This is a genomic window from Microbulbifer sp. CnH-101-G, assembly GCF_052466775.1.
In genome coordinates, this window is record NZ_CP174292.1 from 4,529,881 (window position 1) to 4,551,696 (window position 21,816).

20 protein-coding genes are annotated in these 21,816 nt (G+C 55.0%); 10 read left to right on the forward strand and 10 right to left on the reverse strand.

All coding sequences use genetic code 11. From position 1 onward, the window contains the following. Positions 1-7: 7 nt before the first annotated feature. The 4 genes from pxpB to uvrA form a co-directional block, all read right to left on the reverse strand. Positions 8-736: a 5-oxoprolinase subunit PxpB gene (gene pxpB, locus ACJJID_RS20115; protein WP_444920955.1), complete on the reverse strand. Its 729-nt coding sequence runs from the start codon at positions 734-736 to the stop codon at positions 8-10. After that, positions 733-1,482: a 5-oxoprolinase subunit PxpA gene (gene pxpA / locus ACJJID_RS20120; RefSeq protein WP_444920956.1), complete on the reverse strand. Its 750-nt coding sequence runs from the start codon at positions 1,480-1,482 to the stop codon at positions 733-735. Before pxpA ends, pxpB begins: the two co-directional genes overlap by 4 nt. Before the next feature lie 58 nt (positions 1,483-1,540). Beyond that, entirely contained in the window at positions 1,541-2,143 is a 603-nt protein-coding gene (locus tag ACJJID_RS20125) for a hypothetical protein (protein WP_444920957.1), read from the reverse strand. Between the two features lie 80 nt (positions 2,144-2,223). Further along, on the reverse strand, positions 2,224-5,049 hold the full coding sequence (uvrA, locus tag ACJJID_RS20130; protein WP_444920958.1) for an excinuclease ABC subunit UvrA: 2,826 nt from the start codon (positions 5,047-5,049) through the stop codon (positions 2,224-2,226). A 160-nt stretch (positions 5,050-5,209) separates the two neighbouring features. Between uvrA and ACJJID_RS20135 the strand changes: the two genes are divergently transcribed. The 4 genes from ACJJID_RS20135 (at position 5,210) to ACJJID_RS20150 (ending at position 9,507) form a co-directional block, all read left to right on the forward strand. Then, positions 5,210-6,616, forward strand: coding sequence for a mannose-1-phosphate guanylyltransferase/mannose-6-phosphate isomerase (locus ACJJID_RS20135; protein WP_444920959.1), 1,407 nt, complete (start codon positions 5,210-5,212; stop codon positions 6,614-6,616). A 90-nt stretch (positions 6,617-6,706) separates the two neighbouring features. Next, positions 6,707-7,888 (forward strand): MFS transporter, encoded by a 1,182-nt coding sequence (locus ACJJID_RS20140; protein ID WP_444920960.1) that lies wholly within the window; start codon positions 6,707-6,709, stop codon positions 7,886-7,888. Between the two features lie 162 nt (positions 7,889-8,050). Then, on the forward strand, positions 8,051-8,641 hold the full coding sequence (ssb, locus tag ACJJID_RS20145; protein WP_152451193.1) for a single-stranded DNA-binding protein: 591 nt from the start codon (positions 8,051-8,053) through the stop codon (positions 8,639-8,641). Positions 8,642-8,655: 14 nt separating this feature from the next. Then, positions 8,656-9,507 carry a sugar nucleotide-binding protein gene (locus tag ACJJID_RS20150; protein WP_444920961.1) on the forward strand — a complete coding sequence of 284 codons (852 nt, stop codon included), beginning with the start codon at positions 8,656-8,658 and terminating at the stop codon, positions 9,505-9,507. Positions 9,508-9,569: 62 nt separating this feature from the next. Here the strand turns inward: ACJJID_RS20150 and fabB are convergent, their stop codons facing one another. Both fabB and fabA read right to left on the reverse strand, forming a co-directional pair. Beyond that, complete coding sequence (gene fabB, locus ACJJID_RS20155) at positions 9,570-10,793, reverse strand: beta-ketoacyl-ACP synthase I (protein WP_444920962.1); 1,224 nt, start codon at positions 10,791-10,793, stop codon at positions 9,570-9,572. Positions 10,794-10,859: 66 nt separating this feature from the next. Continuing rightward, positions 10,860-11,384 carry a 3-hydroxyacyl-[acyl-carrier-protein] dehydratase FabA gene (gene fabA / locus ACJJID_RS20160; protein ID WP_152451199.1) on the reverse strand — a complete coding sequence of 175 codons (525 nt, stop codon included), beginning with the start codon at positions 11,382-11,384 and terminating at the stop codon, positions 10,860-10,862. Positions 11,385-11,660: 276 nt separating this feature from the next. Between fabA and galU the strand changes: the two genes are divergently transcribed. Together galU and ACJJID_RS20170 are read left to right on the forward strand one after the other, a co-directional pair. Further along, the gene (gene galU, locus ACJJID_RS20165) at positions 11,661-12,509 is read left to right on the forward strand and encodes a UTP--glucose-1-phosphate uridylyltransferase GalU (RefSeq protein WP_444920963.1); all 849 of its coding nucleotides are present in this window, start codon (positions 11,661-11,663) and stop codon (positions 12,507-12,509) included. After that, positions 12,510-13,859 carry a phosphomannomutase gene (locus ACJJID_RS20170; protein WP_444920964.1) on the forward strand — a complete coding sequence of 450 codons (1,350 nt, stop codon included), beginning with the start codon at positions 12,510-12,512 and terminating at the stop codon, positions 13,857-13,859. A 141-nt stretch (positions 13,860-14,000) separates the two neighbouring features. Here ACJJID_RS20170 and ispB read toward each other — a convergent pair whose 3' ends face one another. Then, positions 14,001-14,963, reverse strand: coding sequence for an octaprenyl diphosphate synthase (ispB, locus tag ACJJID_RS20175; protein ID WP_444920965.1), 963 nt, complete (start codon positions 14,961-14,963; stop codon positions 14,001-14,003). A gap of 248 nt (positions 14,964-15,211) precedes the next feature. On the opposite strand from ispB, the gene rplU reads away from it, so the two are divergent. From rplU to proB, 4 genes are all read left to right on the forward strand, one after another. Then, positions 15,212-15,523, forward strand: coding sequence for a 50S ribosomal protein L21 (gene rplU / locus ACJJID_RS20180; protein WP_152451207.1), 312 nt, complete (start codon positions 15,212-15,214; stop codon positions 15,521-15,523). A gap of 17 nt (positions 15,524-15,540) precedes the next feature. After that, on the forward strand, positions 15,541-15,798 hold the full coding sequence (gene rpmA, locus ACJJID_RS20185) for a 50S ribosomal protein L27 (protein WP_073277572.1): 258 nt from the start codon (positions 15,541-15,543) through the stop codon (positions 15,796-15,798). A gap of 199 nt (positions 15,799-15,997) precedes the next feature. Next, the gene (cgtA, locus tag ACJJID_RS20190; protein WP_444920967.1) at positions 15,998-17,203 is read left to right on the forward strand and encodes an Obg family GTPase CgtA; all 1,206 of its coding nucleotides are present in this window, start codon (positions 15,998-16,000) and stop codon (positions 17,201-17,203) included. A gap of 135 nt (positions 17,204-17,338) precedes the next feature. Then, positions 17,339-18,460 (forward strand): glutamate 5-kinase, encoded by a 1,122-nt coding sequence (gene proB / locus ACJJID_RS20195; RefSeq protein ID WP_444922658.1) that lies wholly within the window; start codon positions 17,339-17,341, stop codon positions 18,458-18,460. Between the two features lie 71 nt (positions 18,461-18,531). On the opposite strand, the gene rpsT is transcribed toward proB, so the two are convergent. The 3 genes from rpsT to pdsR all read right to left on the reverse strand — a co-directional run bounded on the left by rpsT (position 18,532) and on the right by pdsR (position 21,729). Then, a complete protein-coding gene (gene rpsT, locus ACJJID_RS20200) occupies positions 18,532-18,798 on the reverse strand; it encodes a 30S ribosomal protein S20 (RefSeq protein ID WP_226648798.1) in 267 nt (88 codons plus the stop codon). Between the two features lie 142 nt (positions 18,799-18,940). Further along, entirely contained in the window at positions 18,941-20,974 is a 2,034-nt protein-coding gene (locus ACJJID_RS20205) for an ATP-binding protein (RefSeq protein WP_444920968.1), read from the reverse strand. 65 nt (positions 20,975-21,039) lie between these two features. Beyond that, the gene (pdsR, locus tag ACJJID_RS20210) at positions 21,040-21,729 is read right to left on the reverse strand and encodes a proteobacterial dedicated sortase system response regulator (RefSeq protein WP_152451215.1); all 690 of its coding nucleotides are present in this window, start codon (positions 21,727-21,729) and stop codon (positions 21,040-21,042) included. Positions 21,730-21,816 lie beyond the last annotated feature (87 nt).

The window sequence follows — 21,816 nt, forward strand, 5'->3', positions numbered from 1 at the left end:
TAATTTATTAATCGTGGTGTTGGCTAATGATGGCGAACTCAAATTCACTGATAGGGTAGAATTCGACAATGTCCAAAGGAGCAGCAATAAAAGGAGATTCACTATAAGGTTGAAATAGCTGGATGGGGGTTTGTCCGATAATCTGCCATCCCCCCGGTGTAGCTTGTGGATAAATTCCGGTTTGACTCCCACCAATTCCAACCGCTCCGGCAGGAATACTCGCTCTCGGCTTGTCTTTGCGAGGACAATGTAGTCGGGGATCAAGGCCGCCTAGATACAAAAAACCGGGTGAAAAACCCAGCATGTGCACGAGATAGGGGCTTGCAGTATGTAACTGAATGATCTCCTCGGGTGATAAGTCTGTGTATTTGCTCAATACAGTCATATCGGGAGCAAAAGTGGATTCATAGCAAACAGGAATACGAATTGTGCGAGGCTTTCTTTTGATTTTCTCTGGGTTTTCTAGGAAGCTTCGGGTTAACCGATGAACTTCCTGAGAAAGCGATTCGTTATCAAATAAAGTAGGAACAAAAATTATTGTTAGGCATTGATATGAGGGAATTAGGTCGGTAAGTCCATTTGGGCCATGCTTGAGGATATACTGTCTTAGCCCAATAATATAGCGACTAAGATTTGCACTAGGTTCCGCGCTAAAGCGAATATCGAGGGCACTATCCCCATTAATAGACACATTAAAATCTAACTTTTTGGGGAAGTCTTTTTCGGGGAGTGTCACGAATATATGCTCAATCCATGGAGCTGCAAGTGATTGACAAGCCTCTCTGCGATACGCAGTGCTGCTGGATTATCACTATGTAAACAAATAGTGTCGACTGAAAATTTTAGTGGTCTGCCATGATAGCTTGTAATGCCTGTGCCTTTTGCCAATGCGACAGCTCTTTCGAGGCAGTGATCAATGTTGTTTAGAACTGATCCAGGCAAATCACGTGGCGCTAGCTTTTCTTTATTGATGTATTGCCTGTCCATAAAACCCTCCCGGTAAAAAATACGATTTTTTTCGGCTGCGGCGGCTTCCATGGCGCCATTGGCCAGGCCGATAATTTTCAGTGAGGGATATTCCTTAGAGAGTAGGGAGATAATTATTTGGGCCAGTAACTGGTCTGCTTCGGCATCGTTATATAGAGCGCCGTGCAACTTAATATGATCGAGCTGCGTTCCTGCTGCAATAGCAAGGGTTTGAAGTTGATTGATCTGAGCGTATAAAGAGTCGAGTAATTGATTTGGCGAGATTGGGACAGATTTTCTTCCAAAGTTTTCCCGATCTGGATAACTGGGGTGGGCCCCTATTTTTAACTTATATTGCTGTGCGTTGCGAATAGAGAGGCGCATAATCTCCAGGTTGCCAGCATGGCCACCGCAGGCGATATTGCAGCGGGAGATGAAGGGCATAATTTGCGCATCCCTCTCGCAGCTGATTAAATCAGATCCTTCGCCTAGGTCACAGTTGATATCGATTTTCATTCGTCGCAGCTCACGATTAGAGAAAACTCTGTTTAGAGTTCTATCTAATGAAAAGTGTCTAAATGCGGTTGGTAGTGCATGCTTCAACCTCCGTAGAGGTTCCCTCACTCTCTGAACGATAGCACCCACCCAAGGGTGAGCAGAAGCAGAAGTCGACTGATACTTTTCTTCTTTCTTTGTCTAGTTTTTTCCAGAGATCGTAAGATCGTTCACCATAAAATAATGCAAATATTCGTCGCTTGGAGTTCGCTGGTATTAAGCTGTTGGATAAAGTTGAGGTAAGTATATTTCCTTTGTCTAGGCTGGCGGCGTCGCCATCATTTGCCAGTTTTTTTGTGAGCTCTTGATATTCCTGTTGGCAGCAAGCATTCAGGAATTCCCTGGCGGTATGGTAGGTAGTTTGCTCATAGTTGATGCTGAAACTCTTCAGCAGGGCTGGGCTTGCCCCCACATTGTAAAGTTCAAAATAAATTGATGGTTTGTCATCCTCAAGGTCGTAATTACTCTGTGTAAATTGAATTACAGGCATGGTCATTATTTTGACTTGTTTATTTGCTGCTTCTGCCTGCAAATAAGTTGCATAGAAGGAGGCAAGGGAAACCATCATTGCGCATAGTGCAATAATTAAGTTTAACTTTTCTTGATCCAATTTTTTTATCATTTCCCACGTTCCGTCGCGGCATGTATTCGGTGATTTAATTACTATAGGAGCCAGACTGCGATCCAGCTCCGTAGTATTGATCAGCCAAGCATCGGTTTTAGGAAATGACCGGTATGGGAAACTTTCATTTCTGCCACTTCCTCGGGAGTTCCCGCTGCAATAATTTGTCCGCCGCCAGAACCGCCTTCCGGACCCAGGTCCACGATCCAATCGGCTGTTTTGATCACATCTAAATTGTGTTCGATAACCACGATGGTATTGCCGTGATCGCGTAAGCGATGTAAGACATCCAGTAACAATTGGATATCGGCAAAGTGCAGGCCGGTAGTGGGTTCGTCGAGGATATAGAGGGTTTGGCCAGTATCGCGCTTGGATAGCTCGCGGGAGAGCTTTACTCGCTGGGCTTCACCGCCGGAGAGCGTCGTGGCAGCCTGGCCCAGCTTGATATAGGAGAGGCCGACATCAATGAGTGTTTGTAATTTTTTAGCGATCGCAGGCACGGGATCAAAAAACTCCCGCGCATCTTCCACCGTCATTTCCAATACTTCGTGGATATTCTTACCCTTATAGTGAACTTCCAGGGTTTCACGGTTATAGCGTTTACCATGACAGGTATCGCAAGGTACATAGATATCCGGAAGGAAGTGCATCTCCACCTTGATTACACCGTCGCCCTGACAGGCTTCGCAGCGACCGCCTTTTACGTTAAAGCTAAAACGCCCAGGTTTGTAACCACGTGAGCGCGCTTCCTGAGTACCGGCAAACAGATCTCGAATCGGAGTGAAAATACCGGTGTAAGTGGCGGGATTGGACCTTGGAGTGCGTCCAATAGGGCTCTGGTCTATATCCACACACTTGTCGAAATGCTCCAATCCGTGGACGGCCTTATAAGGGGAGGCCTTCAAGGTGGTGGCTTTATTTAGGGCTGTGGCTGCAAGAGGGTAGAGGGTGGTATTGATTAGGGTGGATTTACCTGAGCCGGAGACACCGGTGACACAGGTAAACAGCCCCACGGGTATTTCCAGGTTCACGTTTTGCAAATTATTGCCGCTGGCACCTTCGAGGCGCAACATATAATCCGGATCTGGGATGTAGCGCTCTTCCGGTACGGCAATTTTCTTTTTGCCCGACAGGTACTGTCCGGTGAGGGACTTTTTGCACTTGGCAATTTTATCGGCGGTGCCGGCCGCGACGACTTCGCCACCATGAACACCGGCGCCGGGGCCGATATCGACAATAAAGTCGGCGCTGCGGATGGCGTCTTCATCGTGCTCTACGACAATCACGGTATTACCGATATCGCGCAGGTGGGTAAGAGTGTTGAGTAGGCGTTCGTTGTCCCGTTGGTGTAGGCCAATAGAGGGCTCATCGAGGATATACATCACACCCACCAGGCCGGCACCGATCTGGCTGGCCAGGCGAATCCGTTGCGCTTCACCGCCGGATAGGGTCTCTGCGCTGCGGTTCAGGGTCAGGTAGTTGAGGCCCACATCCACCAGGAAGCGGAAGCGATCGCGAAGCTCTTTAAGAATTTTATCGGCAATTTCCTTTTGTGCGCCTTTGAAGCTCAGCTCGTGATCAAAATAATTGAAAGCATCGCCGACGGGCAGTTCAGTAATCTGTGCCAGGGTGCGGTTGTCCACAAAGACATGGCGGGCTTCGCGGCGTAGGCGGGTGCCGTGACATTCGGGGCACCTTTGCGTGCTCAGATATTTGGCCAGTTCTTCGCGGACAGACTGGGATTCTGTGTCCCGGTAGCGGCGCTGGAAGTTGGGGATAATGCCTTCGAAGGTGTGCTGTCGCACGGTGACATCACCGCGATCATTCACATAGCTAAAGTCAATCTCCTCATCGCCACTGCCCTGTAAAATGACTTTGCGGTGAGTTTTACGCAGTTTTTTCCAGGGTTTGTCCAGGTCGAAGTCGTAGTGCTCGGCCAGAGAGTCGAGCATATGGTAGTAGTAGATATTGCGCCTGTCCCAGCCGCGAATAGCGCCCTCGGAAATACTGCTCTCCGGGTCGAGAATCACTTTATCTTCGTCAAAGAACTGTTTAACCCCCAGACCGTCGCAACTGGGGCAGGCACCGGCCGGATTGTTGAAGGAAAACAGACGCGGTTCCAGTTCATCCAATGAATAGTCACAGACAGGGCAGGCGTGGCGGGCAGAAAAAAGGCGGTCTTCCTGGTCGCCATCCATAAAGCTGACGGAGGCGATTCCATCGGTGAGATTCAAAGCGGTCTCGAAGGATTCTGCCAGGCGTAACTGCAGGTCATCGCGCACCTTGAAGCGGTCTACCACCACTTCGACCGTGTGTTTGCGGCGCTTGTCCAATTTGGGGGTATCGTCCAAATCGCAGATAACCCCATCGATACGTGCGCGCACAAAGCCGTCGCGACGCAGCTGTTCGAATACATGCTGGTGCTCGCCCTTGCGGTCGCGAACGACCGGTGCTAGCAGCATCAGCTTAGTGCCTTCCGGCAGGGTTAGTACCTGATCCACCATCTGGCTGACCGTCTGGGCTTGCAGAGGCTCGTCGTGTTCCGGGCAGCGCGGCTCACCGACACGGGCGAACAGCAGTCTGAGGTAGTCGTAAATCTCGGTAATGGTACCCACGGTGGAGCGCGGGTTGTGGGAGGTGGACTTCTGCTCAATGGAAATCGCCGGTGACAGTCCCTCGACAGTATCTACATCCGGCTTTTCCATCATTGATAGGAATTGCCGTGCATAGGTGGAGAGAGACTCCACATAGCGTCGCTGGCCCTCGGCGTACAGGGTGTCGAAGGCCAGGGAGGATTTGCCGGAACCCGATAGTCCGGTGATCACGATCAGCTTGTCGCGGGGGATGTCGAGATCAATATTTTTCAGGTTGTGGGTGCGAGCACCCCTCACATAAATCGTGTCCACGCTCTACCTATATTGCTGCTAATACTGGGCCGGGCCACGGACTTGCTCCGCGCAGGGCGATCACAACTGCGGTGCCGGGAAAACAGTCGAGTATAAACTCGCCACTCAATGTGCCAAAATCGTCTGCCGCAAAAAACCAACCGATGAACAGATAGCGCTGATGATCCCTGTAATTCTCTGTGGTGGCACCGGTTCGCGCCTGTGGCCACTCTCTCGCGAAACCTACCCTAAGCAGTTTTTGCCGCTAACAGGTGAAGAAACTATGTTGCAGGCTACCGCAAGGCGGTTGGAGGGCGTGGCACAGCTACAGGCTCCGATTTTAGTGTGCAATGAGGAACATCGCTTCGCCGCTGCGGAGCAGCTGCGCGAGATTGGTCATGGTGCCCAGTCTATTTTACTGGAGCCCTGCGCGCGCAATACGGCACCGGCTATTGCTCTGGCAGCCTTGGCGGCGCTTGAGTCCGGTGAGGACCCTTTGCTGCTGGTGCTGCCAGCTGACCATGCGGTGGCTGATGTGGCGGCTTTTCAGGAGGCGCTACAGCCGGCTCGGGCACTGGCAGAGCAGGGACATTTAGTCACTTTTGGCATTGTTCCGACTCGGGCAGAGACCGGTTACGGCTATATCCGCCGCGGAGAGGCGCTTTCCACTGGTGCATGGTCGGTGGCAGAGTTTGTCGAGAAGCCAGATGCCGATACCGCCGAGTCCTACCTGGCCGATGGCGGTTATTCCTGGAACAGCGGTATGTTTCTGTTCCGCGCCTCCCGCTATCTGGAGGAGCTGGGCCAGCATCGCGAGGATATTCTCACTGCCTGTCGCACGGCCTACGAGCAGGCGGCTCGAGACCTGGACTTTACCCGGGTGGATAGAGAGGCTTTCGCCGCTTGCGCCGATGAATCTGTGGATTATGCGGTCATGGAGCCTACGGAGTCGGCGGCTGTAGTACCTATGGATGCTGGCTGGAGTGATGTGGGCTCCTGGCTGGGGTTGTGGGAGCTGGCCGAGCGGGATGGCGACGACAATCTGCTGCAAGGAGATGTCTTGCAGGAAGACAGCAGCGGTTGCCTGGTGCGTGCGGAGAGTCGCCTGGTCAGTTTGCTCGGTGTAGAGGACCTGGTGGTGGTAGATACCGACGACGCCCTGCTAATTGCTGACAAGCAGCGGGTTCAGGAGGTGAAGAAACTGGTGGGGAGTCTCAAGCGCTCCGGTCGCAGCGAGGCCCAGCGGCACCGCAAGGTGTATAGACCTTGGGGCTACTACGACTCTATCGATGCGGGCCCGCGTTTTCAGGTAAAGCGCATCGTGGTTAAACCCGGACAACAGCTTTCTCTGCAGATGCACCACCACCGCGCCGAGCACTGGATTGTGGTGCGTGGCACCGCGCGGGTGACCCGCGGTGATGAAGAGTTGCTGGTTACCGAGAATCAGTCCACCTATATCCCCCTGGGGGTGACGCACCGATTGGAAAATCCCGGCACTATTCCGTTGGAGCTGATCGAGGTGCAATCCGGCAGTTACCTGGGCGAGGACGATATAGTCCGCTTCGATGACGACTATGGCCGCGGTTAGATCTCCGCGAAAGTTGTACAGCTTCCACTACAGCCCAGCGCTCGCTCGCTGTACAATGCGCGCCCAATTTGACGCTGTTCCGGGAGCTGCATGAATTCCATTGAGCGCCGGGCCCTGGGTGGGCTGGCTTCCCTTTATGTCTTTCGCATGCTCGGCCTGTTTATGGTGCTGCCGGTACTCACGGTATACGGTGAGGGCTATCGCGATAGCACCCCGATGCTACTGGGGTTGGCCATGGGCGCCTATGGCTTGAGCCAGGCTTTATTGCAGATTCCGTTGGGGCTCTTATCCGATCGCTGGGGCCGCAAACCCGTGATTTATACCGGTTTGGCGCTATTTGCCCTCGGTAGTATCGTCGCTGCACAGACGGACTCCGTATATGGGCTGATTGTTGGCCGTGTGTTACAGGGGTGTGGAGCGATCGCTGCCGCTGTAATGGCATTGGTGGCTGATTTGACCCGGGATGAGAAGCGCGGCATCGCCATGGCTGTGATCGGGGCTTCGATCGGTGTGGCCTTTATGCTGGCGGTAATACTGGGCCCGGCACTCGCGGGTGCTGGCGGACTACCGGCTATTTTCTGGCTGACAGCAGCACTGGCCGTGTTAGGCATGTTGCTGGTATGGAGAGTGGTGCCGACACCTCAAGTGGCAAAGCGCCCAGCAGTATTTAAGGGCGGTTTCCGCAAGGTTCTGGGTAGTGGCTTGACTTGGCGCCTGGTCAGCGGGGCCTTCTTTTCCCACTTGCTACTGACGGCACTGTTTGTGGCCTTGCCACTGGTACTGGTCGATCGGTTGGGCTGGCCGGCGCAAGAGCACTGGAAACTCTATGGTCCACTGATGCTCGGCACCTTTATCGTTATGTTGCCCATGATGCGTATGGCTGAGCGTGCCGGTAAGGTGCCGCTCGCACTGAACCTGGCGGCGCTCGCCCTGATTGCTGGCAGCGCGGCGCTACTGCCGATGAATGGGACTGTAGCGGTCGTACTGCTGCTGAGTATTTTCTTTATTGGCTTCAACTTACTGGAAGCCCTGTTGCCGGCACAGTTAACTCGCAAAGCCCCGGAGGATGCCCGCGGGGCTGCCTCGGGCCTCTATGCAACGTTGCAGTTTTTCGGCACTTTTGTCGGCGGCAGTCTGGGTGGATATCTGTACGGAATCGGTGGCACCAGTGCAGTGGCGGGGCTTGGTTTTGCGGTAGTGGCAATTTGGATACTGCTCTGGTGGCTTCTGCGTGAACGGGTCTCGGGTGTCCGCGAGGGTAGTGCTTACTAACAGCGGATGTCTGTTGTATGCTGCTGTATAAAAATACACTGGTTGTCGCTGTGGGCGGCTGCCTGTTTACAGACTAAAAGTGCGTGTGAAACCGCACCTTGTAGTTAATTATTGAATGATTATTGCTCCGGGTGGGACCCGGGTCGAAGAGAGGAGAGGGCCATGGCCAGGGGTATCAACAAAGTAATTTTAATCGGCAACCTGGGTAACGACCCGGAGACCAAATATATGCCGAGCGGTGGTGCGGTGACCAACGTCAGCCTGGCCACCAGTGAGAGCTGGAAGGACAAGCAGACTGGTCAGCAACAGGAGCGCACCGAATGGCACCGTGTAGTATTTTTTAATCGCCTGGCTGAGATCGCCGGCGAGTACTTGCGCAAGGGCTCCAAGGTCTATGTTGAGGGCTCACTGCGCACGCGCAAGTGGCAGGATAAGAGTAGCGGTCAGGATCGTTACACTACCGAGATTGTCGCCAGTGAGATGCAAATGCTCGATGGCCGAGGAGAGCAGGGTGGCTTCGGTCAGGGCATGGGCGGTGCCGCAATGGGTGCAGCCGGAATGGGCGGCCAGATGGGTGGTCATCAGGGCGGCCAGGGTGGTTACGAACAGCAGGGCGGCTTCCAACAAGGTGGCTACCAGCAGGGTAATCAGGGACGCCCAGCGCCCGGTAACCAACAGCAGCCCGCACAGCAACCAAGCCAGGGCCCTGCCGGTGGTTTCGATAACAGCTTCGACGACGATATTCCCTTCTAAAGCAGGCCTGCCCTGTGTCTGATCTACATACCGGATACAAGCCGGACCGGGTTGCGTTAATTCGCGCCGGAAACGATATCGACAACGCGCTGCAGAAACGCCTGCAGCGCGCTGGCTTTCGCATTCAGCAACTTGGGCCCTCTGAACTCGATAAGTTGCGTCCCGCCTCTATTGTTATCAATGCATCGGCATGCGCGGATGACCAGGGGATGCCAGAGGCGCTGCAGGTCGCCAAGGCGCTGGCACAATGTTCCTGCCGACATGTTATTCATCTCTCTTCCTATGCGGTCTTTGCCGGTGGTGAACCGAGAAAATATGACGAGGACGAAGTAGCGGCACCGCAGGCTCGCAGTGGACGGCAATGGCTGGCCTGTGAGGAGGCCCTGGCCGGCCACGAAAACCTGACTATTCTGCGCTTTGGCTGGCTGGTGGATAGCAATCCAGATGCTTTGCTTGGGCGGGTACTGCGCGGCTTCATCACTGGCGAGCCAGTCGCGCTGGATGGGTGCAATAGTGGTAATCCCGTCACTGCTTTGGATTTGGCTCGCGTTGCCGTTGCCGTAGCGCAGCAGCTGGCCAGTGGTGCTGAGGCTCGAGGGATCTATCATTACGGCAGCTCGGATAGCTGTACTGCGGTAGAGTTTGCCCTTGAGGTTGTGGAGCGAGCCCAGTCACTCTACGACGAGGGTAGGTTTGCACAATTCAGTGCGCTGGAAACCGGGCCGGACCAAAGGGACAAGGGGGTAGTATTAGCCTGCGGTAAGCTGCGCGATGTCTTCGGTATACAGCAGCATAGCTGGCGACAGGGCCTGACCAGGCAGGTGGAATTGTGGTTGGAGCGCCTGGATGCGGAGCGGCATGAATAGTCTTGCTATCAAAAAAGGGCGCCAATTTGGCGCCCTTTTTTGTTTAGATTGAGTCTGCAGCTCTATACCTTATCGAATACCAGGCAGGCATTGGTGCCGCCGAAGCCAAAACTGTTGGACATGGCACGTTTAATCTCGCATTCACGCAACTCTGTGACTAGGTCCATCCCTTCTGCCGCAGGATCTCGGTGATCCACATTCGCGGAAGCGGCAATAAAGTTGTTTTGCATCATTAGTAGGCTGTAGATCGCCTCCTGCACACCGGCGGCTCCCAGGGAGTGTCCGGTCAGGGATTTTGTGGAGGCAAATGGGGGCACTTTGCCGGCAAAAACTTCGCCCATGGCTTTCAGTTCTGCGATATCGCCAACCGGGGTTGAGGTACCGTGGGTGTTGATGTAATCCACACTGCCTTGGAGCCCTTTGCCATCCATGCCCGCGAGAGCCTGCTGCATGCAGCGCACTGCGCCTTCACCACTCGGGGCTACCATGTCGTATCCATCGGAAGTGGCGCCATAGCCGGTGAGTTCGGCATAAATGGTTGCTCCGCGAGCGAGGGCATGCTCCATCTCTTCCAGAATCAGGCACCCACCACCACCGGCGATGACAAAACCATCGCGATCGGCATCATAGGGGCGCGAGGCATTGGTTGGCTCGTCATTGTATTTACTCGAAAGAGCGCCCATGGCATCGAACAGATGAGTGAGGCTCCAGGCGAGTTCTTCACCACCACCGGCGAAGATAACATCCTGCTTGCCCATCTGGATTAGCTCGGCCCCGTGGCCAATGCAGTGAGCGCTGGTGGCACAGGCGGAGGAAATGCTGTAGTTCACGCCCTTGATTTTAAAGGGAGTGGCTAGGCAGGCGGAAACAGTGCTGTTCATCACCTGGGGAACTCGGTAGGCGCCGACGCGGCGAACCCCCTTTTCCTTGAGAGTATGGGCGGCATCAATAATCTGCTGAGTGGAGGTGCCGCCCGATCCCATCACAATACCGGTGCGGGGGTTGGAGATGTCGCTCTCCTCCATACCGGACATTTCGATAGCCTCGCGCATAGCAATATAGGCATAGGCGGCGGCATCCCCCATAAAGCGCAGTTGTTTGCGGTCGATGTGTTCCTTGAAATCGATATCGACAGGCCCTGCTACCTGGCTGCGTAGGCCCAGTTCTTTGTACTCTTCTTGAAAGCGAATGCCGCTGCGGCCTGCTCTCAAGGACTCGGTAACTTCTTTTGTGTTAGTACCGATACAGGATGTGATGCCCATCCCGGTAATGACTACCCGACGCATAGTGATCTCCAGCATTACTTGTTGGCAGAGGCCTTTATGGTTTCTACCGGTATTGGTTTCATGGGGTTAGAAATTGTCGGTACGGGTGAATAAGCCTACGCGAAGATCTTTCGCGGTGTAAATTTCACGCCCATCTACAGATACTGTACCGTCGCCGATCCCCATGACCAGTCTTCGCTCAACAACCCGGCTCAACTGAATGTGATAGGTCACTTTCTTGCTGGTAGGAAGTATTTGGCCGGTAAATTTGACTTCGCCACAACCGAGGGCGCGACCGTGTCCTGGGTTGCCTTTCCAAGCAAGGAAATAGCCCAACAGCTGCCACATGGCATCCAGGCCCAGGCAGCCGGGCATTACCGGGTCACCGGGGAAATGGCACTCGAAAAACCAGAGATCGGGGTGGATGTCCAGCTCGGCGATCAGCTCCCCCTTGTTAAAGGCTCCCCCTTCTTTTGATATATGGGTGATACGGTCCAGCATCAGCATATTGGGGGCCGGCAATTGGGCATTGCCTGGGCCAAACATCTCACCAGTGGAGCAGGTCAGTAGCTCCTCTCTGTCGTAGCTACTTTTTTGAACAAAATTACTCATCTTCTCCCCGATTGTGGGTGGTTACGCAACTTATGTTGAGCGTTTTTGTAAGAGCGGGCATTCTAAGCGCTGTGTGTCGCTTGTCCAGTCAGTCAAAATTATTTTTGTGACTGTCGTAGTAATTACTTTCACAACATCTTATATGATCAATTGTGTAGAGCGCTGACACATCAGAGGAATTTGGCGTCATCCTTTGTAAGTGAACTCTCTTTTTAGCTATGTTAGGTTCCCGCCGAGTGCGGGGGAGCGCTCGTTTTTAGATCATGGGGGAGCATAATGCTCAAGAAATGTTTATTCCCGGTTGCCGGTTACGGCACCCGTTTTCTGCCAGCCACCAAGGCGATGCCGAAAGAAATGCTGCCGCTGGTGAACAAACCGCTGGTGCAATACGGTGTGGAAGAGGCTATCGAGGCGGGCCTGACAGAGATAGGATTCGTCACTGGACGTGGCAAGCGTGCCATCGAAGATCACTTCGATACCAATTACGAGCTAGAACACCAGATTGCCGGGACTGGTAAAGAGCGCTACCTGGATTCCGTTCGACAGGTGATCGACAGCGCCAGCTTTTCCTATACCCGCCAGGGTGAAATGCGCGGCTTGGGTGATGCGATATTGCAGGGGCGCCGCCTGGTGGGAGATGAGCCATTTGGGGTAGTGCTGGCGGATGACCTGTGCCTAAATGATGACCTGGGTGTGCTCTCGCAAATGGTGCAGCTCTATAAGCAGTTCCGCTGTTCGATCGTTGCCGTCGAGGAGGTGCCGATGGAGCAGATTCATAAGTTTGGTGTGATTGCGGGCAATGAAATCAAGCCGGGTCTGTATCAGGTAACGGATATGGTGGAAAAACCGGCTGCTGAAGATGCGCCAAGTAATAAGGCGATTATCGGCCGCTATATCCTTACCCCGGATATTTTTGATCTGATCCGCGATACTCCGCCGGGCAAAAATGGGGAAGTGCAAATTACCGATGCGTTGCTGACCCAAGCGCGCCAGGGTTGTGTTCTTGCTTACGCCTTTAAGGGGCGGCGCTTTGACTGTGGCTCGGTGGAAGGGTTTATTGAGGCCACTAACCACGTCTTTGAAAATGTGTATCTGCCGGAACAGGCCGCCCAGGAGAAAAAATAAGTGTCAGAGCTGACCTGCTTTAAAGCCTATGATTTGCGCGGCCGCGTGCCTGATGAGCTGAATACCGAAGTGGCTTATCGGGTGGGGCGGGCATTTGCCCAATTTCTGCGGGCGAAACGTGTCGTGGTTGGCCATGATATTCGACTTACCAGTGGTGAGCTGACAGACGCCCTGGTGAATGGTTTGCGCGACGCTGGTACCGATGTCTTCCACATTGGTGAGTGCGGCACTGAAGAAGTGTATTTCACCACTTTCCATGGTGATTTTGATGGTGGTATCTGTGTGACCGCCAGCCATAACCCCATGGATTACAACGGCATGAAGTTTGTTCGCGCGGGTAGTAGGCCGATTAGTGGCGATACCGGTTTGCTCGATATCAAACGCTTGGCGGAAGAGAATGATTTTGCCCCTGTTGCGGAGCGCGGGAGCCTGCAGCGTTTTGAGCACCGTGCAGATTTTGTGAAGCACTTGCTTGGCTATGTCGATAGCAAAGCCCTGAAGCCCCTTAAGTTGGTGGTCAATGCGGGCAATGGTGGTGCGGGTGCCGTCGTCGATGCGCTGGCGCCGCACTTGCCGTTTGAGTTTGTGCGGGTGCACCATCAGCCAGATGGCAACTTCCCCAATGGGATTCCCAACCCACTCCTGCCGGAAAACCGCGCTTCGACTGCAGAGGCGGTGCGGGAGAGTGGTGCTGACTTTGGTATTGCCTGGGACGGTGACTTTGATCGCTGTTTCTTCTTCGATGAGAACGGCGATTTTATCGAGGGCTACTATGTGGTCGGCCTGCTTGCGGAGGCCTTCCTGGTGAAGCACAAAGGCGCCAAAGTAGTTCACGATCCGCGCCTGTTGTGGAATACGGAAGATATTGTGCGTACTGCTGGGGGGGAGCCGGTTCAAAGTAAAACTGGCCATGCCTTTATCAAGGAGCGTATGCGCAAAGAAGATGCGATTTATGGTGGCGAGATGAGTGCACACCATTATTTCCGTGACTTCGCTTACTGCGATAGTGGCATGATCCCCTGGTTGTTGGTGGCAGAGCTGGTCAGCCGAAGCGGTAAGACTCTGTCCCAGTTGGTCGGAGAGCGCATGGCAGCTTTCCCCTGCTCGGGTGAGATCAATTCCAAGGTGCAGGATGCGGCAGCGGTTATTAAAGCTGCAGAGGAAAAGTATGGTGCAGATGCACTCAGTGTCGAGCATGTGGATGGTCTGAGTGTGGCTTATGCCGAGTGGCGCTTTAATTTACGCATGTCCAATACTGAACCAGTGATTCGCCTCAATGTTGAGTCCCGCGGGGATAAGGCTTTGATGCGTGAGAAGACCGAAGAGCTACTCAAGCTGATTCGTTCATGATTTCCTGATCAGCTCTGAATAGGCTTCATGAGCTGCCGCTTTGAAATTAAAAAAGCCCCATTTATGGGGCTTTTTTAATGGGTGCTGGTTTACGACATCTGGCCTTCTCGTATCTAGGGCTAGGACGATACTCCGAGCTTGCTAGACATTTCTCTCCACGGCAAAGCTGGCTAGTTGTTGTAGTGCGGTTTTTTGATCACTCTCGGGTAGGAAATCCAGCTGAGTTTTGGCATCCTCCACGGCAGCGCGGGCCCGCTCCATGGTGTAATCCAGTGCTCCGCAGGCCTCAATAGCCTCGACAATTTCTACCAGCTTTGCTGCACTGCGCTGTTCAATTGCCTCCTTTACCAGAGCCGCCTGGTTTTGGCTGCCATTGGCCATGGTGTAGATCAGGGGCAGTGTAGGCTTGCCCTCCGCAAGATCGTCGCCGACATTTTTGCCTAGTTCTTCCGGGTTGCCTCGATAATCCAGGGCGTCATCCACCAGCTGGAATGCGAGGCCTAAATGGCGTCCATACAGCTTCAGGGCATTTTGTTCCTCGGCGGAACAGTCGGCCAAAACGGCGGCGGTCTCACAGGCCGATTCGAACAACGCTCCGGTTTTCTTGTAAATTACACTGAAGTAGTTTTCTTCGCTGACCTCTGGGTCGCCGGCGTTTACCAGCTGCTGTACTTCACCTTCGGCAATGGTATTGGTGGTGTCAGAGAGGATTGCCATGATGCGCATGTCCTGCAGGGCAATCATCATCTGGAAGGCACGGGAGTATAGAAAGTCTCCCACCAGGACGCTGGGTGCATTGCCCCATTTGGCATTGGCGGTAAGGCGGCCGCGGCGCATATCGGAGGTGTCCACCACATCGTCATGAAGTAGGGTGGCGGTGTGGATAAATTCGATAATGGTGGCCAGATCAATATGGCTCTCACCTCGGTAGTTGCAGGCCCTGGCACAAAGCAGCACTAATAGGGGGCGCAGGCGCTTGCCGCCGGCCTCAACCAGGTAGTGGCCTATATTTTCCACCAGGGGGACATCCGAGTGCAGTTGGTCGAGAATACGCTGGTTGACCGCGGCAAAGTCTTCGGCGGCGACCCGGTGAAAAGGCAGCATTTGAGAGTTCCTTAATACGACTAGACAAGCGCCGCCGAAGGCTCGGGCGGCGGAGGGCCGCTATTGTATCAACCCGGCGAATTGATTAGAATCTGCGCCCCGTCGATTGTGGGCTCCGCGGTTTTTAGAGCCGATGGTACCGCCGGCGAAATAGATGTTAAACAACACGGCGCAAGCTCCCGAAATGCGGAGCAGTGACTTAATAGTCCTCCCGCTGCTTCGTGTCGTCCATATCGGAGCATAGAAATATGTACGCTGTTATTGAGAGCGGTGGCAAGCAACACCGTGTAGAAGAAGGTGAAGTACTTCGCCTGGAAAAGCTGGAAGTAGCTACTGGCGAAACCATCGATTTCGACAAAGTGCTGATGGTCGTTGATGGCGACACAATCAACATCGGCGCTCCCGTTGTAGACGGCGCTAAAGTATCTGCTGAAGTGGTAAGCCACGGCCGCGGCGAGAAGGTGAGAATCATCAAGTTCCGTCGTCGTAAGCACTCCATGAAGCGCCAGGGCCACCGTCAGTGGTACACCGAAGTTAAAATCACTGGCATCAAGGCATAAGAGAGGAGTAACGACTCATGGCACATAAGAAAGCTGGCGGTAGTACGCGAAATGGTCGCGATTCCGAGAGTAAACGCCTGGGCGTGAAGCGCTTTGGCGGCCAGTCTGTAGCAGCAGGCAACATCATCGTTCGTCAGCGTGGCACCAAGTTCCACGCCGGTGTTAACGTTGGTATGGGCAAAGATCACACCCTGTTCGCCACCGCGGACGGCGTTGTGAAGTTCGAAGTTAAAGGCCCCAATAACCGCAAGTTCGTTTCTATCGAAACTGCTTAAGCGGTCACAAGCCCTAGCTTCATAAAAAGCCCCGCTATTGCGGGGCTTTTTTGTTGGAAAAGTCCCGATAGTACAGTGACGGGAAGCTGGGGTGGCAGGTGCCTGCGTGGGGCGGCTTGTCGGCTGGTATGATGAATATGATGGTAGGTGCGAATATGTGCGCACCGGATGAGACAACCGCTGTGGCGGTGGAGTGATTATGAAGTTTGTCGATGAGGCGCCCATCTTTGTGCAGGCGGGTAAGGGTGGCAATGGCTGCCTGAGCTTCCGCAGAGAAAAGTTTGTAGAAAAAGGTGGCCCGGATGGTGGTGACGGCGGCGATGGCGGTTCCGTCTATTTGGAGGCCGATGACTCCCTTAACACCCTGGTAGACTACCGTTACCAGCCCCGCTATGCCGCTGAAAGTGGTCAGCCCGGCCGCGGGCGCAATTGTACCGGGGGCAAGGGCGAAGACCTTGTCTTGAAAGTGCCCGTGGGTACAACCGTGATTGACGTGGATACTGGCGAGGCCATCGGCGATATGACCCGGGCGGGTGAACGCCTGCTGGTCGCCCAGGGAGGCTTTCATGGCCTGGGTAACACACGCTTTAAGTCCAGTACCAACCGGGCCCCCCGCCAGACCACTAATGGTTCTGAGGGTGAGTTCCGCAACCTGAAGCTGGAGCTGAAGGTGCTCGCAGATGTGGGGATGCTGGGGTTGCCCAATGCTGGCAAGTCTACGTTTATTCGGGCGGTATCTGCAGCTAAGCCCAAGGTGGCCAATTACCCCTTCACGACCTTGGTGCCAAACCTGGGGGTGGTACAGGTGCAGAAGCACCGCAGTTTTGTGATTGCCGATATTCCGGGATTGATTGAGGGGGCAGCGGAAGGAGCGGGTCTGGGTATCCGGTTCCTCAAACACTTAACCCGCTGCCGAGTGTTGCTGCACCTGGTGGATTTGGCGCCATTTGACGGTTCAGACCCAGTGGAGAATGCCCGCGCCATCGAGCGTGAGCTGGCTACTTTTAGTAGCACTCTGGCTGGTCGCGAGCGCTGGCTGGTGCTGAATAAGACTGATCTGGTGCCGGCTGCTGAGCTGGAAGAGCGCTGTCAGTCGGTTGTGGATGCGTTGAATTGGAAGGGGCCGGTATTCCGCGTGGCGGCTATACGCGGTGAAGGCACCGATGTACTCAGTGGTCGTTTGATGGACTACCTGGAAGACCGTCAAGAACAGGAAGATCGCGATCCGGAGTTGGCCGAGGCCGAGCTGGAGGCGCAGCGCCAGATGCAGCGCGAAGCCCGCGAGCGCATTGAGGAGTTGCGGGAGAGCCACCGCGCCAAGCGCAAGGCTGCGAAGGGCCTGGTGGATGATGATGAAGACTGGGATGATGACGACCACGATGTCGATATCGAGTACCGCCCTTGAATTGTACCTTTCCGGCGGCATGCCCTTGCCGTCGGGTAGAATTTCAGTCGGCTCCCGCTCTTTTCGGCAAATAAATTGATCACTCGATAGGCCCCGAGGGGCCGGTGTCCAGGGGGAAGTATGGGCTCCGTATCAATGTCCCGCAGGGGGCTTTCTAAGGGGCGGCGCTGGGTGGTGAAAATTGGCAGTGCCTTGCTCACTGACAATGGTCGCGGCGTCAATAGTGTGGCCATTTCCGCCTGGGTGGCACAGATCGCCGAATTGCGTCAGCAGGGCGTTGAAGTGGTGTTGGTTTCCTCTGGGGCGGTTGCCGCGGGTATGGATCGCCTCGGCTGGCATCGCAGGCCGGAATCGATCCATCAGCTGCAGGCCGCCGCAGCGGTCGGGCAGAGCCATCTGGTGCAGGTTTACGAGCAGGCTTTTGGCCGCTTCGATATCCGCAGTGCCCAGATTTTGCTGGATCACGATGATCTCTCCAATCGCACCCGCTATCTCAATGCGCGCAGTACGTTGCGAACTCTGCTCTCTTTGGGGGCTGTACCGATCGTCAATGAAAACGATACCGTCGTAACCGATGAGATACGTTTTGGGGATAACGATACTCTGGCGGCGTTAGTGGCGAATCTTGTGGAGGCGGATACCCTGCTGATTTTGACCGATGCCGACGGACTCTTTACCGAGGATCCCCGCGATAACCCCGATGCGGAGCTAATTGGTGAGGCGTCGGCATTGGATTCCAGGCTGCTGGGAATGGCAGGAGACTCCCGCAGTGGCCTCGGGCGCGGTGGTATGACCACCAAGGTGCGCGCGGCACAACTGGCCGCTCGCTCTGGAGCCTGCACCGTGATTGCGGGAGGTGCCAGGAAGGAAGTAGTCACACGGGTATGGAAGGGGGAGGCCTTGGGTACTCTCCTGCTGCCTGAGGCGGGCCCCCTGGCAGCGCGCAAACGCTGGCTTGCCGGGCAGCTGCAGGTCCGCGGCAGCCTCACTCTCGATAATGGTGCTGAGAAGGCGTTGCGCGATGGCGGCAAAAGCCTGCTATCCGTTGGGGTGACTGAGGTGCAGGGTCGCTTTCACCGGGGAGACTTGGTTTCTTGCCGTAATAGTGCGGGACAAGAGGTCGCCCGCGGCCTGGTGAATTACGATAGTAGTGAGAGTGCCAGGATTCTCGGCCAGTCATCGGAGCGCTTTGTCGACCTGCTCGGCTATCGTGATGATGACGAGCTGATACATCGGGATAACCTTATCTTGCTGTAGTGGTAGTTCCGACTTTCAGACATAAAAAAACCCCGCAATGCGGGGTTTTTTTATGTCTGCTACCTAAGGAATTAGGCGGCCAGAGCTTTAACCTGAGCGTTCAGGCGGCTCTTATGACGAGCGGCTTTATTCTTGTGAATAATGCCTTTGTCTGCCATACGGTCAATAACGGGAACCGCTTCTGCGTATGCAGTTTTTGCTTTTTCCGCATCGCCGGCATCGATGGCCGCAACTACCTTCTTGATGTAGGTGCGCACCATGGAGCGCAGACTGGCGTTGTGCTTGCGGCGCTTGTCGTTTTGGCGCGCGCGTTTCTTCGCTTGAGGTGAGTTGGCCACCGGTTGCTCCTGTCTGGAATCTATAAATCTGTAACTAACAGGCCCTGGGGCCCGATCGGGACGCGACATTATCCCCACAGCTGGTTGTTTGTCAACCATCTGCGCAGACGCCTTGCGCTTTACTTTCAATACCGGTGCTAGGTTAGCGGCTCGGCAGCTTCAGGCTGAACTCTACTCCGCTATTATCAACACGATTTCGGGCCTCCAGGCGGCCCTGGTGAAAGTCAGCGATCAACTTAGCGATATGGAGCCCAAGGCCCAAATGCCCGGCGTTGTCACCCTCCTTGCGCACCGATACCAGTGAATCGAACAGCTTGTGAGCATAGCCATTGGGTAGCAGTGGGCCATCGTTACTCACACTGATCAGGTAGCCGCCCTTTTCACTTCGAGCTAAAAGCTGGATCTCACTGCCCTCTGGGGCGAAGCTGCAGGCATTATCTACCAGTTTATCTAAAAGCTGTGCCAATAGCTCCGGGGCCCCCTCGCAGAAAAGCTCGCCGTCGGGTTTGTTCAGTGAAAAGCGGTGGCGAGGGTGGGCATCGCTGTAGCATTGCACCATGACTTCCAGCAGATCTGCCAAGTCAAAGCGCTCTCGCTCTGCCTGATGAATACTGGCTTCCAGGTTGCTGGCTGCGGAGAGACTGTTGAGGATTCCGGATAGGCGGGCACTGCCATCCATCGCACGTTCGGCATAGCGACGGCTATCTTCATCCAGTTCGCCTGCGGAGAGATTGTCGAGGGAGGAGCGCACCACCGCGAGAGGTGTGCGCAGCTCGTGGGACAGCTTACTGGCAAGGGTGCGCAGGTATTGGTGATACTGGTCCAGCTCTCCCAGAAGGCTGGCAAAGGCGCGGTTAAGTGCGCCCAGTTCATCACTGGCGGAGGAACGGGGGAAGTTGCCGCGCAATTTGCCGTTACTGTCGATTGCATTGCGTGCGGCGCGGTGCAGTTTGCGAATACGCCACGACAGCCAGCTGGCGTAGCCCAGTAAAAACAGCAGTGCGGTTGCCGCTGCCGCACAGCTAATCAGCCATAGCCGGTGCGCGGCGCCCTCAGTTACCGATTGCATGACCTCGGCGGATTGCAGTACGAGTACCCGTCCCAGTAGTGGCCGCTCTATGACTTCATCAGCTCGGGTAATCACGGGCACACTGACTGCGCCAATACGCGACTGCAGTGGCCCGCCAAACCACTGCTCTGCAGTATCGCGCCCTATACCGCTGCTGAGAGGCAGATCATTTTCGGGCAGTTTTGGTAGCTCTTCTCTGGCGAGTAACTTGCGGTAAATCCAGCTGCGCAGCCAGGGCCGAGGTGCGCTCTCCTCCACATTAATCTCTTGTGGTTGGCCGTTACTGGCAAGCAGGAATCCCTCGCTATCTACGACTGCCAGGCGCAAGCCTGGGCGGGCAAAGTGATCGAGTTCTTTCTGTAGTTCAGGCAGCGGGGCAACTAAACGCCCCGGTTGGCCATCGGCGGGAAGGGTGTTGGCGCTGTGGATTGGTGTCGCACCGTTGCTATTGGCGCGGTCCTGTACTCGAATGGACAGGCCGCCACCGGTGAGTGCATAGGGAAGGGTGAGCTCTAGTTGATACCCTTTGGGTGAGGTGGTCCAACGCCCGCGCAGGCGTAGTTCGCGTTGGTAATCACCTTCGCGTGGGTTGTGCCACAAAGCCTCGACCGGGCCCCGGCTCGCCACCGGCAACAAGTAATGGCGCCCGCTGGTAAACAGCTCGACAGTATCCCCTCCCGCAAGCAGATTTGTGCGAGGGTCTCGGTAAGCGGGGGTCTCATCACTGACTGTTAATAGCAGGTAAATCTGATCCTCAAACTGGCCGAGGGTGATTTGCGCCTGGGGCATGAGCTGCTCATTGAGCAGTTCCCTAGGTGTGAGCTCCCAGGTGCGCCAGTCATCTCCGTAGCCATCCACGACCGGAGGGTGGGAAAGTGGATTGAGGTAGAGTTGGCTGCCCGGTGGTCGCGCGTGGCGTGCAGGGTCTGGAGCGATCAACTGCGGGGCGCTTGCCAGGCGCGCGGCAATCGCCGCAGCTGTGGCCTCAAGGGCCTGCAACTGGCCCTGTGCCAGTGCCGCATCCACCTGGCGGAGGTATTGGCAGCCTGCCCAAGGCAGGGCCAGCGCCACAAGGCTCACCAGCAGGAGTTGACGGCGAAGTTTCATGTATGAGCTCTCGAAATACTGTGGGCCGGCAGGTGTGCTGTTAGGGTTATCCGCTGTAAGGGCTATTAAAGTTGCCAGCGATATCCCATGCCATAAGCCGTGCCTATAGCGTTAAATTCACTATCCAGGGCCTGAAATTTCTTGCGGATCCGCTTTACATGGGAAGTAATGGTGTTGTCGTCCAAAACTACTCGAGCGGCCTCCATTAACTGGCTGCGGGATTTCACATGTCCGGGGCGTTTGGCCAGGGCGTGGACTATCCAGAATTCTGTGACAGTGAGGTCCACTGCCAGCCCGTTCCAGTGGCAGTGCAATCGGGAGATATCCAGCTCCAGCTTACCCTGGGTCAGGCTTTCTCCTTCATTGCCCTGATCGCGTAGTACGCTGACCCGGCGCAGCAACGCGTTGATACGCGCCTGCATATGGGGTAGGGAGATATCCTTGGTGAGGTAGTCGTCGGCGCCGAGACGCAGGCCGGAAATAATATCCAGCTCGGAATCCCTGGCGGTGAGGAACAGAATCGGCAAGCTGGGGGCCATGGCACGCAGCTCCCTGCACAGCTCAAAGCCGCCTTCTACTTCGCTACCCAACCCGACGTCGATAACGGCAAGATCTGGCAGTCGCTGGCGAAAAGCCTCCATGGCCTCAATCCTTGCGCTGTAGAGATCGACTCGATAACCACTGCGGCGCAGTGCATCGCGGTAATTTTCGGCGATGGCGCGCTCGTCTTCGACAATAGCGATAGTTGCACTCATGGTTGATTCCGACGGCTTCTTTTGTGGCGGAGAATCATGCACGAAATTGCAGCTTATTGGCAAAAAGGCGGGCACAAATGGCCCGCA